Raw genomic sequence first — 12,216 nt, 5'->3', positions numbered from 1 at the left:
AACACCGCCCCGGCGGGGATTTCGGCCTAGGATCCGGCCGCCCAGTCGATCCGGTGCAGGCAGTGCGTGCCCGGGACGCCCTTGAGCTCGACCTCGCGACTGTCCAGGACGTGAAGCGCGTCCTCACCGACGGCTGCGAGCACCGCCTCGCTGACCAGCACCTCTCCCCCGTCGGCCTGCGACGCGACCCGCGCGGCGATCGCGACGTTGCGCCCGAACAGGTCGTTGTCGCGGTGCACCGCGGAGCCGCGGTGGGCACCCACGCGGACCCGGATCCCGTCCAGCTTCCGTCCGGGCCGGACACGGGCGAGCGCGCGCTGGATCGCGCACGCGGCACCCACGGCCTCGGACGCCTCGGCGAACGCCACCATGAACCCGTCGCCCTGCGTCTTCACGACGTGACCGTCGTGCGCGGCGACGGCGCGCTTCACGAGCCGGTCGTGGCGCGCCAGCAGGCGGACCCAGTCACGGTCGCCGAGCAGGTGGTTCAGCGCGGTCGAGTCCTCGATGTCGGAGAACAGGATCGTCACGGTCCCGTCGGCGGACGCCAGGCGCGCCAGGTCGGGGCGCTCCACGTCGGCCCACTGGGCCAGGTCGTCGATCGAGCTGCGGATGACGCCGCCCAGCCCCTGGTCGCGCACCCTCAACGCCGTGCCGACCACGGTGCGCACGGCCTCGGTCGGCGTCGGGACGAGGCGGGACCGGTCCGGCCGCCGCCGTCCCTCCTGCAGCCTCGCGACCTGGCGGCGGGCGACACGCAGACGGACGAACGTGACCACGAGCGCCGCCGCGAGCACAGCGGTCGACGCTGCCAGGACGACCTCCAGGGCTGACACGCCACCAACCTAGCGGCTTCGGTCCCCGTCTACGATCAGCCGCATGGCCACCGTCATCCTCGTCCGGCACGGACGCACCACCGCGAATGCGAGCGGCGTCCTCGCCGGACGGACTGCCGGCATCCGGCTCGACGAGACCGGACGCACGCAGGCCGCGCGGACGGGCGAGCGCCTCGCCGTCGTGCCGGTCGCGGGCGTGGTCACCAGCCCGCTCGAGCGCTGCCGCCAGACCGCCCGGGCGATCCTGCACCACCAGGCCGACCCACCCGCGACGGTCGCCGAGCGCGGCATCACCGAGTGCGACTACGGCGAGTGGCAGGGCCGCAAGCTCAGCGAGCTCGCCAAGGAGGACCTCTGGAAGGTCGTGCAGGGCCAGCCGTCGGCGGCCGTGTTCCCCGGCGGGGAGTCGCTCCAGGCCATGCAGGCCCGGTCCGTCGCGGCGATCCGCCGGCACGACGCCGCGTTCGAGGCCGAGCACGGGCCCGGCGCCGTCTGGGTCGCGGTCAGCCACGGGGACATCATCAAGTCGATCCTGGCCGATGCCCTGGGCATGCACCTCGACCTGTTCCAGCGCATCAACGTCAATCCGGCGTCGGTCTCGATCGTGCGGTACGGCGCGGCGCGTCCCGACGTCGTCGCGACGAACACCGATGCCGGCGACCTGTCCTGGCTCCGTGCGGCACCGCCGGCGCCGGACGCCCAGGTCGGCGGCGGCGCGGGCCCGGGCGGGCCCGCCTAACATGGACCGCATGCCACCCCTCGTCCACGGATTCGACTGGCCGGACCGCTTCGTCGTCGGAACCGTCGGTGAACCCGGCGCCCGGACGTTCTTCCTGCAGGCTCGCGCCGGCAAGAAGATCGTGAGCGTCGCGATCGAGAAGGAGCAGGCCGCGGCCCTGGCCGAGAAGATCGAGGAGGTCCTCGACGGACTGATGGCCGAGGACGGCAACCCGTTCAGCGTCCCCGCCCTCCCCCCCGCCCCGCTCGTCGACAACGCGCCGCTCGACCAGCCCGTCGAGGAGGAGTTCCGCGCGGGCGCCATGAGCCTCGGCTGGGACCCGACGACGGCCCAGATGGTCATCGAGGCGTTCCCGATCCTCGTGGTCGAGGCCGAGGAGCTCGAGACCATCGACCTGGACGAGGTCGAGCCCGACGAGGTCCTGGTCGTGCGCATCCCCGTCGGCAGCGCCCGCGCGTTCTCCAAGCGGACGCGCGAGGTGGTCGGGGCGGGTCGGCCGATCTGCCCGCTGTGCAGCCTGCCGATGGACTCGGACGAGCACGTCTGCGAGCTGCCCGAAGGGTTCCGGTGACGACCGACCTCGACCTCGACGGCGATCTCGAGGTCACCAGCCGGGTCATGCCGGCCTCGAACGCGACCTTCGTCGGACGCATCGGCGAGGTGGCCGTCGCGTACAAGCCCATCTCGGGCGAGCGTCCGCTCTGGGACTTCCCCGACGGCTGCCTCGCGCACCGCGAGGTCGCCGCGTACCTCGTGTCCGAGGTGCTCGGCTGGGACGTCGTGCCCCGCACCTGGCTCCGGGACGGCCCCCTCGGCCCCGGCATGGTCCAGCTCTGGCAGGACGTCGACCCGACGCAGGACGCCGTCGACCTCGTCCCGAGCGACGCGGTGCCCGAGCAGGGCTGGCGCCACGTCTTCGACGGCTTCGACGCCCACGACCGTCCGGTGTCGTTGATCCACGAGGACTCCCCCGAGCTGCGACGCATGGCGGTCTTCGACATCGTCGTCAACAACGCCGACCGCAAGGGCGGGCACGTCCTGGAGATGGTGAGCGGTCACCGGCACGGCATCGACCACGGCCTGACCTTCCACGCCGAGCACAAGCTGCGCACCGTCCTGTGGGGGTGGATCGGCGAGGACCTGTCCGAGGACGAGCTGGCCGGCGTCGAGCGCGTGCGCCGGGCCCTCGACGAGGAGCTGGCGGCCGTGCTGGCGCCACTGGTCGAGCCGTTCGAGATCGCCGCCCTCATCGGACGCTGCGAGCGGCTGCTCCGCACCGCCCGCTTCCCGGCGCCGCGGGGCGAGATGCCCCCGATCCCGTGGCCCCCGTTCTGATGGACGACGAGAGCCTGCCGGACGTCCTGATGGTCGGCTGCGGCGACCTGGGCGCGGACATCGGCCTGCGACTCGCGGCCCGCGGGCACGGCGTCGTGGCCATCCGACGGCGCGCCGACCTGGTGCCCCCACCCCTGGTGGGGGTCTCCGCCGACCTCAGCCGAGAGGTCCCGGTCCTGCCTCCGCTCGCGCTGGGCCTGCTGGTCGTGACGCTCACGGCACGTCCCCGCACCGAGGAGAGCTACCGCGCGACGTACGTCGACGGCATGGCCCGCGCACTGGACGCCTTGGACTCCGCGGGGCAGGTGCCACGTCGTGCCGTCCTGATCTCCTCGACCGGGGTCTACGGCGACGCCACCTCCGACGCACCGCTGGACGAGACGACGACGCCGCTGCCGTCCGACGGTCCCGCGCGGATGCTCCTGGAGGCCGAGCGGGTGTTCACCCGCCGCGTGCCGACCGGCACCGTCCTGCGGCTCTCGGGGCTGTACGGCCACAGCGAGCCGCGGCTCCTCCAACAGGTACGGGCGGGCGAGGTCACCGACCCGAACCGCTGGACCAACCGCATCCACCGCGACGACGCCGCGGGCGCGGCCGTGCACCTGCTGACCCTCGACGGGACGCCCGCCGGTCTCTACATCGGCACGGACGACGAGCCGGCGCTGCTGGGCGACGTCGCCGCGCACCTCGCGACGGGCCTCGACGTCCCGGAACCGCCGGCCGCCGATCCTGCGCTGGGGCACGGGAGGCGCCTGTCCAACGCCCGGCTCCGCTCCACCGGGTGGGTCCCCGAGCACCCCACCTACCGCGAGGGCTACCAGGCCTGAGGCACGAACGACAGTCGCTCGCATCCCGAGACGGTGTCCGGTTTGCCACAGGGTCCGCCCGGAATGTGCCGCCTGTGACGGCGTTGACCACCGTGACGCGTGTCCATCGATCGCGTCTTCCTCAACTCCTGGAGCACGCATGACTGACGTCTTCGAGCCCATCAAGGTCGGCACGTGGGACCTTCCGCAGCGCTTCGTCATGGCGCCCCTGACCCGCAACCGGGCCGGTGAGCACCAGGTGCCGCGCGACATCGCGGTGACGTACTACGCCCAGCGGGCGGGCGCCGGCCTCATCATCACCGAGGGCACGCAGCCGAGTGCCGTCGGCCAGGGCTATCTCGACACCCCCGGCATCCACACGCCGGAGCACGTCGAGGGCTGGCGCGCCGTCGCCGACGCGGTCCACGCCCGCGGCGGTCGCATCGTGGTGCAGCTCATGCACGTCGGACGCATCGCCCACCCCGACAACAAGCACGGCCTCGAGACCGTCGCCCCGAGCGCGATCCCCGCACCAGGCAGGATGGTCACCGCGGACGGATCCGTCGACCACGTCGTCCCCCGCGCCCTCGAGACCGACGAGATCCCCGGCGTCGTCGAGGAGTTCGTCCACGCGGCGCGCTGTGCGGTCGAGGCAGGTCTCGACGGCGTCGAGATCCACTCCGCCAACGGCTACCTGCTGCACCAGTTCCTCGCGCCGTCCTCGAACGAGCGCACCGACCAGTACGGCGGGTCCCCCGACAACCGCGCCCGCCTGACGCTCGAGGTCACCGCTGCCGTCGCCGACGCGATCGGCGCCGACCGGGTGGGCATCCGCATCTCCCCCGCCCACAACATCCAGGGCGCCGTCGAGGAGGACCCGGCCGACGTCCGGGCGACGTACACCCACCTGGTCGACGGGCTCGCGCCCATGGGGCTGACGTACCTCAGCGTGCTCGCCGACCCGACCGCCGAGCTCACGCAGGACCTGCGCAGCCGCTTCGGTGGGACGTTCATCGCCAACACCGGGTTCGCGTACGTGACCGATCTCGAGCAGGTCGAGCAGATCATCGACGGCGGGCTGGCCGACCTCGTCGCGGTCGGCCGGCCGTTCCTCGCGAACCCCGACCTGGCGACCCGCTGGCGCACCGGTGCGGAGCTCAACGAGCCGAACCCCGACACGTTCTACGGTGGCGGCGCCGAGGGCTACACCGACTACCCCACCCTCGACCAGGCCTAGGTCGCTCGCCTGCCGGGCGAGGGGCCCCCCCGAGCCGTACCGTGGATGTACGTCGTCCGCGAGGGGGAACCATGGCCGAGGCCGCGATCCGGGTGCTCGTGCTCGAGGACGACCGGGACGCGGCCAACTTCATGCGTGCCACTCTCCAGCGACTCGGCGGGATGGAGGTCGACCTGGCGGGCACCGCCGACGAGGCCCTCGCGGCGATGCGGCGGCAGGGCTACGACGTGCTCGTGGCCGACATCCGGCTCCCGGGCCGCTCGGGGCTGCAGGCGCTGCCGGAGTTCCGCACGATCAACCCGAGCGTCGCGATCCTGATCCTCACCGCCTACCCGACCTTCGACCACGCTGTCGAGGCGCTCCGCGAGGACGCCGATGACTTCATCGCCAAGCCGATCGGGGCCGAGGACCTGCTCAGGCGGGTCCGCGAGCTGGCGCAGCTGGCCCGCAGCCGCCGCGCCCCGTCCCGGCTGCGGGTGCTGGCGATCGGCGCACACCCCGACGACGTCGAGCTCGGGGTCGGTGCGACCCTCGCGGCCCACGCGGCGGCCGGCGACGAGCTCACCACGCTCATCCTGTCCGGCGGCGCGGTCGGCGGGAGCACCGACCTCCGCCATCAGGAGGCAATGCACGCGGCCGCCGTGGTCGGTGCCCGGCTGATCCACCTGGACTTCGCCGACACCCGGATGTCACCCGCGGACGGCCTCATCGGGGCCGTCGAGCGGGCCGTCGCGGAGGTCGACCCCGACCGCATCTACACCCACGGCATCCACGACCGCCACCAGGACCACCGCGCCGTGCACGACGCCGTGGAGGTCGGCGCGCGGTCGGTGGCCGACCTGTGGTGCTTCCAGAGCCCGTCGTCCACCGTCGACTTCCGGCCCAACCGCTTCGTCACCGTCGACGGGTTCATCGACACCAAGCTCGAGATGCTCGCCGCCTTCGTCTCGCAGAGGCATCGCGACTACATCCAGCCCGACGTGGTCCGCGCGACCGCGCGCTACTGGGCCCGCTTCAGCAGAGCCCTGGAGGCCGAGCCGCTCGAGACCGTCCGGGTGACCCAGACGGTGCGCGCCACGACCACGGTGCGGACGACGCAGGCCGTGGACGACTCCGCGGCGGACACCGCGCACGGCGGCGGCGGCTGATGACCACGGTGGCCGGCACGCGCGTGCGCGGACTGACCCGCCGGGTCGCTGACGCGTGGCCGACGCCGGACGCGTCGGGCTGGCGCCACCTGCCGTTCACCCTGCTGGTCGTCCTGGTGGCCCTGATCGTCTCCAAGATCCCCTTGCCCACTCGCGACCCGCTCGTCGTCGCCGCGGTCGCGGTGAGCCTCACGGTCCAGGCGCTGGCGATCCTGGCGCGGCCGGCGCGCTTGCCGGGCGGGTGGATGCTGCTGCTCCCCCTCGGCCAGATCCTCGCCGTGTCCCTGCTCGACCTCGGCAGCGGGGACCGAAGCGGCTCGGTCGCCGTGCTGCTCTTCATCCCCGGCATCGCTCTCGCGCTGGTCCCCGGCCTCCTCCCGCTCCTCGCGGGACTCCTCGCCGTCACCCTCGCCTGCTTCGCCCCGGTGTTCCTCACCGACGACGACCGGTTCTACCCCGTGCTGCACGGCGCGGTCACCGCGCTGATGATCTGCGCCCTGATGGTCCACACCCACGCGATGATCTCCACCGTCCGCCGGCACGAGCGCAGCCTGGCGGCGGCCGAGAACCTGATGCGCAGCATCATGTCCGCCGCGTCCGAGCAGGCGATCATGGCGACCGACGCGACCGGCCGCCTGGTGGCGGCGAGCCGTGGCGCCGAGCGACTCTTCGAGGCTCCCGCCGACCGCCTGGTGGGCACCGACCTGACCCGGCTGATGGGCGAGGACGGCGCATCGCTGGCCGGGCTCGTCGGGGCGGCGGCCGACGGCGGCTCGCACGTCTCGCTGTGGCGACGGTCGATCGGCGGTTCCCCGCGCGTCGTGGAGTACGTCGTGACGCCCCGACCGGGCAACGCGGCGGAGCCTGCGTCGGAGCCGGGCTCGGGGCTGGGGCCGGCCTCGCCGGAGGGCTACCTCGTCGTCGCGACCGACGTGACCGCGCGCGAGGAGGAGGAGGAGCGGCAGGAGCAGTTCATCGGACTGGTCACCCACGAGCTGCGCACCCCGCTGGTCTCGATCCTCGGCTACGTCGACCTGCTGCGGCTCGACCCCGCGGGGCTCACGACGGAGCAGCGCGAGTACGTCGAGGTGCTGGCCCGCAACGCCCGCCGCCTCCGCGGCCTCGTCGACGACCTGCTCCTCAGCGCCCGCCTGGCCGCCGGCGAGCAGATGGCCCACGAGGAGGTCGACGCCGTCGAGGTCGTGCGGGCCGCGCTCGCCAGCGTCCGGCCGATCGCGGACGCCGCCGCCGTGGCGCTGGAGCTGTCCGGCGACGACCGCGTGCCGCTCGTCTCGGACCCGCAGCGGCTCGGCCAGGTCGTCGACAACCTCCTCACGAACGCCGTCAAGTACAGCCACGCCGGCGGGCAGGTCCGGGTCGAGGTGGTGGCCGAGCCCGCGCCCGACGGCAGCCGCGGCGCACGGATCCGGGTCGCCGACGACGGCACCGGGATCGAACCGGACGAGCTGCGCCGCATCACCGAGCCCTTCTACCGCTCGCGCGAGAGCCGCCGTCGCCGGATCGCGGGCGTCGGGCTCGGCCTCACGCTCGTCCAGGCGCTCGTGTCGGAGCACAGAGGCACGCTCACGATCGACAGCGAGCCCGGACGCGGCACGGAGGTCGTCGTCCGGCTGCCCGACGCCGCGGGCCCCGGCGACCACCAGGACTAGGCGCCGTCGGGGTTCCACACCGAGGCGAGCGCCTTCCAGTAGGGATCCGACATCAGCGACAGCGGTGTCACGTTGACCGAGGTGATCCCGTGGCTCTCCGCGGCCCGCAGCGCGGCGAGGAACTGCGACGTGCCGATCGGCCCGACCTGCCGACTGGGCGGTCGCTCCCAGAGCCCGACCGACACCGTCAGCCGCGACATGTCGAGCCCGGTCCGCCTCAGCCGGTCGAGCACCCGGTCGAGGTCCTCCGGGCGACGGGTGCGGTAGAGGTAGGCCCACAGGATCAGGCGCTCGACCCGGGTGAGCAGGACGGCGTAGTCGTGGCCGCTGATCAGGTTTCCGCGGGCCGGGTTCTTCCAGTCGATCCGGACGTCCATCGCGAGGCCGATCCGCGACCCCGCACCGTCCCGGGTGGCGTCCATCCGCTCCCGCATCCGCGCGAGCAGCTCGGCGATCACCGCCGCGCGCCACGCCTTGATGCTCGACGCGTCCTCGTTGATCGACCCGTCGCTGGTGCGCGGCCAGTCGCTGCGGCCGGTCATCCGCTCGAAGAGTCGCCGGTCGTCGCTGCCGAAGGTGTAATCGCTGAGGAAGAGCTCGGTGATCGAGATCTGGGCGGGGTCGTAGCGCTCGCAGAGCGCGCCGACGAGGTCGACCAGGCGTCGGCCGACCTCGCCGTCGACGAGCTGGCTGGCCGAGGCCTGGTAGACCGACCGGCGTCCGTCGACGGAGACCCCGGCGGCGGATGGGTGGTCCGCCAACCAGTTCGGTGCCATGGTGTCGACGACCAGGCCGACCTGGCGGTTCGACCCGTCCGCCGCCCGGTGGAGGGCCCGGGCCGCCACGGCCAGGTGGTCGGTGCCGGGCTCCGCGGCCGCCGCGGGGTGGGCCTCCCAGTCGAAGGCGGTGAACTCGATCCGCCCGGCGTTGAGCTCGACCGCGTTGGCGCCCGCCTCGTCGAGCCGGACAGCGACCTTCGACCAGTCGGTGTCCGGGTCGACGACGGTCGCGAAGTCGACGCTCACCGACCGGGTCTTGTCGGGGAGCTGGGAGGGGCGCATCGGGGGCACCACCGGGGCGTCCTCACCCGACGCCACGGGTCCGGCCGTCTCCCACGGCCGCGAGATCGCCAAGGCGGCGACCAACGAGGTGGTCACGATGCCCACGACGATCAGGAGCCACGGCCATCGCCGTCGCTCAGTCCCCGCACCGAGACCGTTCCGGTCCGCTCCAGCTTGTTCCATCGGTTCTCCGCGTTCCCGAGCTCGAGCCGTACGGCGTCCAGCACGACGAAGGTCATCAGGGTCGAGTACAACGGCCACAGCGGGACCGTCCAAAGGTGGCGCAGGTCGTCGACGGCCCGGTCGAGCGCCAGCGCGAGCGCCAGCAGCGCCAGCGACGTCGGCACCCCCAGCAGCAGCACCCACGCCCACCACGTCCGTGGCAGCCAGTCGGTGCCGTCCACGGCGAGGAGCCAGCCCGCGCCCACCGCGGCCGACAGCTGCAGGAAGGGCGCGATCACCTGGGTGACCAGGTTGAAGAGCAGGTAGACGCCGAAGGCGCCGTACCGTGGGTTGCCCACCATCGGCCAGTGCATCTCGATGGTCTGCAGCAGTCCCCGCGCCCACCGCACCCGCTGCCGCCACAGCCCTCGCAGGGTGGAGGGCGACTCGGCGTACACCAGGGCCTGCGGCGCGAACGCCACCTGGAAGCCCGCCCGGTGGACCCGCCAGGTCAGCTCCAGGTCCTCCCCCAGCGTGTCCGTGCGCAGCGGCCCCACCCGGTCGAGCACGTCGCGACGATAGGCGCCGATGTTGCCGGACACGACCGGCAGGCAGCCGAGCACGTCGAGGCCGCGACGCATCAGCCCGGTGCCGACGTGGCTGATGAGGGAGAGGAGGCGGGTGAGCGTCCGGTCGAGGTTCACCGGCCTGTCGTTGCCGCACACCGCGCCGATGCGCGGGCTGCGGAAGCCGCGCAGCAGCATCGTCAGGGTGTCGGGGCGGAAGACACCGTCGGAGTCGACGAGAACGAGGACCTCGCCGGCGGCCGCAGCGATCCCGGTGTTGAGGGCTGCGCCCTTGCCTGCGTTGGCCTGCCGCAGCGCCCGCACGACGCCCGGGTGGTCGGCGGCCAGCTGCTGCATCCGCGCGAAGGTGTCGTCGGTGGAGCCGTCGTCGACGCACACGATCTCCAGGTGCGGATAGTCGCTGCGGGCGATGGAGCGTACGCACTGGTCGATGACGCGTGCCTCCTCGAAGGCCGGCACCACCACGCTCAGTCGCGGCGCCTCGGTGAACATCGGGCCGTAGCCGGCCGGGCCGGGGCCGCTGCGCCGGGCGCGGGCCTCGAAGACGAGGGCGAACGGCACCATCCCGAAACGCACGATCCCGGCGGCGGCGAGCGGCACGAGCAGCACGAGGACCAGTGCCGCCACGAAGGCGATCACGGATCAGCCCGACCACTCGACGAGCACGTCCTCGAGGACCTCGGGGGCGTGGGCGGACAGCGCGCCGAACCTGCTGTTGACCTCGAGCACCACGGGGGTCCCGTCGCCTGCCCTCCGCACGTCCATGTCGACCGGACCCACCAGGTCCAGCGCCTCCACCGTGCGAACGGCCAGCGCGGCCACGTCGGGCTCGGCGCCGTCGGGCAGGCGCTCGACCGCCGCGGCGTTGCCCACCCGGCCCTGCTTGAGCTCGGTCTTGCGCAGCACCACGACCCGGCACCTGCCGGTGTGCGGCGAGCGGTAGACCTGCGGGCTGTACTCGACGCCCGGCGCATAGCCCTGGACCAGCCACGTCGCGTCGAGCGAGTCCCACACCGGGTCGCCCCCGTCCTCGACGACGTGCACGCCGCGACCGCCGCGGCTCACCCGCGGCTTCACCACGACGAGCCCGCCGCCCCAGGACACGGCGTCGGCCGCCGAGCCCACCTCCGCCACCGTCGCGTGCGGCGGCACCGCGACTCCGCGCTCGGCCAGCGCCCACATGGTGAGCAGCTTGTCGGCGGCGACGGCGACCGGGCCCGGCGCCGAGAGCACCAGCCCCGCGCCCATCGCCGTCGCCAGGCCGAGGACGGCGAGCCGGGGCAGCTCCTCGGCGACGGTGGGGACGACGAGGTCGGGACGCAGCCGCGCCACCAGGTCGCGCATGTCCTGGTCGTACGCCGGATCGAGCGCGCCCACCACCGGCAGGACCGCGTCGTACCCGGGCACGTCGGTCGGCGCGAGGTCGACGCCCACCAGGCGCGGACCCGCACCCCTGTCGGCCTGCTCCAGCACCTGGACGCCGAGTGCGCGCCCCGCTGGTCCGGCCGCGCCGGTGACGAGGATGGTCGTGCGCTCGGAGGCTGCACTCATCCACCCAGTCTAGGCGCGCGGTCCGCGCCCCGCTCAGTCGACGATGTGACGAGCCGGGCCGCGCGCACGACCAGCTGACCGGCACAGGTCGGGGGTCAGGACGCGATGCGCACCCGGGTGTCGAGTGCCTCGAACAGATCGGCGTCCAGGACGTCGATGCGGTTCTGCAACGTCCGCACGACGGTCGCGGCGCGCATGGCGTCGGTGACGATCGTGGCGCTGAAGGTCCGCAGGCCGTCCGCGGGTCGCGCGAGGTCCGCCTCCACGACTCGGACGCCGCGGCGGTGCAGCACCGAGGCGATCGTGAGGAGGTCGGCACCGCGGTCGTCCGCGGCGAGAGACACGGTCACGACGTAGGCGCGCGGGCCCACGGCTACCGGACGGGTTGCCGTGTCGCGCCCGTTGCCCACCATGCATGCCACCTGTCCCGACCGGCGCAGCGGATATCGTTGACGCCGTGATGGGTCAATCCTCCAGACGCTGAGCACGCTGGTCAACAGTTCGCCGCACAACGTGGCAGACTGCCAACTCCAGCCCACCAGCGACCACACGAAGGGTCCCATGATGACAAGCATCGACCGGCTCGACGCGGAGATCCTCGGCCGGCTCACCGCGAACGCCCGGGTCGGCATCGCCGAGCTCGCGACCGACCTCGGCGTCAGCCGCAACACGATCCAGCAGCGGATCCGCCGCCTCGAGGACGTCGGCATCCTGCGTGGGTTCCGGCCGATCATCGACCTCAGCGCCGTGGGGATGCCCGTCCAGGCCCTGATCAGCCTCGAGCTGGACCAGCGCCGCATGGCCGAGGTCGTCCGCGGGCTGGCCGCCCTGCCGGAGGTCATCGAGGTCAAGCTCCAGGCCGGACGCGAGGACCTGCTCGTGCACGTCGCGATCGCGTCGTTGGAGGCGCTGCAGCCGCTGACCGCCTCGATCGTCGACATCGAGGGCGTCCGCAAGACCACGTCAACCTTCTCGGTGGGCACGCCGGTCCCTTACCGCCTGCAGCCGCTGCTCGACCATCTCACCGAGGGCAGCGGATGGGGACGATCGACGCCGCTCCCGACCTGAGATCCGGCGGTTCGAG

Annotated in this window: 13 protein-coding genes; 8 read left to right on the top strand and 5 right to left on the bottom strand. The window is 73.1% G+C overall.

What is annotated here, in order from left to right:
• Positions 1–26 precede the first annotated feature (26 nt).
• Positions 27–836, bottom strand: coding sequence for an adenylate/guanylate cyclase domain-containing protein (locus C3E78_RS04475; RefSeq protein WP_108577178.1), 810 nt, complete (start codon positions 834–836; stop codon positions 27–29).
• A 43-nt stretch (positions 837–879) separates the two neighbouring features.
• On the opposite strand from C3E78_RS04475, the gene C3E78_RS04470 reads away from it, so the two are divergent.
• From C3E78_RS04470 to C3E78_RS04440, 7 genes are all read left to right on the top strand, one after another.
• Positions 880–1,575 carry a histidine phosphatase family protein gene (locus C3E78_RS04470; protein ID WP_108577177.1) on the top strand — a complete coding sequence of 232 codons (696 nt, stop codon included), beginning with the start codon at positions 880–882 and terminating at the stop codon, positions 1,573–1,575.
• 10 nt (positions 1,576–1,585) lie between these two features.
• Positions 1,586–2,146, top strand: coding sequence for a DUF3090 domain-containing protein (locus C3E78_RS04465; RefSeq protein ID WP_108580745.1), 561 nt, complete (start codon positions 1,586–1,588; stop codon positions 2,144–2,146).
• Positions 2,143–2,910, top strand: coding sequence for an SCO1664 family protein (locus C3E78_RS04460; RefSeq protein ID WP_108577176.1), 768 nt, complete (start codon positions 2,143–2,145; stop codon positions 2,908–2,910). The genes C3E78_RS04465 and C3E78_RS04460 overlap by 4 nt, the downstream gene beginning before the upstream one ends.
• Entirely contained in the window at positions 2,895–3,737 is an 843-nt protein-coding gene (locus C3E78_RS04455) for a Rossmann-fold NAD(P)-binding domain-containing protein (protein ID WP_199906928.1), read from the top strand. The genes C3E78_RS04460 and C3E78_RS04455 overlap by 16 nt, the downstream gene beginning before the upstream one ends.
• A gap of 139 nt (positions 3,738–3,876) precedes the next feature.
• Positions 3,877–4,953, top strand: coding sequence for an alkene reductase (locus C3E78_RS04450; RefSeq protein WP_108577174.1), 1,077 nt, complete (start codon positions 3,877–3,879; stop codon positions 4,951–4,953).
• Between the two features lie 71 nt (positions 4,954–5,024).
• Positions 5,025–6,101: a response regulator gene (locus C3E78_RS04445; protein ID WP_108577173.1), complete on the top strand. Its 1,077-nt coding sequence runs from the start codon at positions 5,025–5,027 to the stop codon at positions 6,099–6,101.
• Positions 6,101–7,771, top strand: a complete 1,671-nt coding sequence (locus C3E78_RS04440; RefSeq protein WP_108577172.1) for a PAS domain-containing sensor histidine kinase — start codon at positions 6,101–6,103, stop codon at positions 7,769–7,771. The genes C3E78_RS04445 and C3E78_RS04440 overlap by 1 nt, the downstream gene beginning before the upstream one ends.
• Here C3E78_RS04440 and C3E78_RS04435 read toward each other — a convergent pair.
• The 4 genes from C3E78_RS04435 to C3E78_RS04420 all read right to left on the bottom strand — a co-directional run bounded on the left by C3E78_RS04435 (position 7,768) and on the right by C3E78_RS04420 (position 11,545).
• On the bottom strand, positions 7,768–8,928 hold the full coding sequence (locus C3E78_RS04435) for a hypothetical protein (RefSeq protein ID WP_199906927.1): 1,161 nt from the start codon (positions 8,926–8,928) through the stop codon (positions 7,768–7,770). The two genes, C3E78_RS04440 and C3E78_RS04435, sit on opposite strands and share 4 nt — an antisense overlap.
• Before the next feature lie 14 nt (positions 8,929–8,942).
• Positions 8,943–10,220, bottom strand: coding sequence for a glycosyltransferase family 2 protein (locus C3E78_RS04430; protein WP_235833677.1), 1,278 nt, complete (start codon positions 10,218–10,220; stop codon positions 8,943–8,945).
• A 3-nt stretch (positions 10,221–10,223) separates the two neighbouring features.
• Entirely contained in the window at positions 10,224–11,132 is a 909-nt protein-coding gene (locus C3E78_RS04425; RefSeq protein ID WP_108577171.1) for an ATP-grasp domain-containing protein, read from the bottom strand.
• A 95-nt stretch (positions 11,133–11,227) separates the two neighbouring features.
• Positions 11,228–11,545, bottom strand: a complete 318-nt coding sequence (locus tag C3E78_RS04420; RefSeq protein WP_108577170.1) for a hypothetical protein — start codon at positions 11,543–11,545, stop codon at positions 11,228–11,230.
• A 151-nt stretch (positions 11,546–11,696) separates the two neighbouring features.
• Here C3E78_RS04420 and C3E78_RS04415 point away from each other — a divergent pair, with 151 nt between their 5' ends.
• Entirely contained in the window at positions 11,697–12,200 is a 504-nt protein-coding gene (locus C3E78_RS04415; RefSeq protein ID WP_108580742.1) for an Lrp/AsnC family transcriptional regulator, read from the top strand.
• Positions 12,201–12,216: the final 16 nt, after the last annotated feature.

Source organism: Aeromicrobium chenweiae (assembly GCF_003065605.1).
GTDB classification, from domain to species: domain Bacteria; phylum Actinomycetota; class Actinomycetes; order Propionibacteriales; family Nocardioidaceae; genus Aeromicrobium; species Aeromicrobium chenweiae.
Note: the sequence above shows the minus strand (reverse complement) of the source record. Positions and strands in the feature narration are given on the sequence as shown.

Coding starts and splice junctions, on each gene's coding strand:
- C3E78_RS04470 (WP_108577177.1), top strand. CDS start 880: ATGGCCACCGTCATCCTCGTCCGGCACGGACGCACCACCGCGAATGCG.
- C3E78_RS04465 (WP_108580745.1), top strand. CDS start 1,586: ATGCCACCCCTCGTCCACGGATTCGACTGGCCGGACCGCTTCGTCGTC.
- C3E78_RS04450 (WP_108577174.1), top strand. CDS start 3,877: ATGACTGACGTCTTCGAGCCCATCAAGGTCGGCACGTGGGACCTTCCG.
- C3E78_RS04445 (WP_108577173.1), top strand. CDS start 5,025: ATGGCCGAGGCCGCGATCCGGGTGCTCGTGCTCGAGGACGACCGGGAC.
- C3E78_RS04440 (WP_108577172.1), top strand. CDS start 6,101: ATGACCACGGTGGCCGGCACGCGCGTGCGCGGACTGACCCGCCGGGTC.
- C3E78_RS04425 (WP_108577171.1), bottom strand. CDS start 11,132: ATGAGTGCAGCCTCCGAGCGCACGACCATCCTCGTCACCGGCGCGGCC.
- C3E78_RS04420 (WP_108577170.1), bottom strand. CDS start 11,545: ATGGTGGGCAACGGGCGCGACACGGCAACCCGTCCGGTAGCCGTGGGC.
- C3E78_RS04415 (WP_108580742.1), top strand. CDS start 11,697: ATGACAAGCATCGACCGGCTCGACGCGGAGATCCTCGGCCGGCTCACC.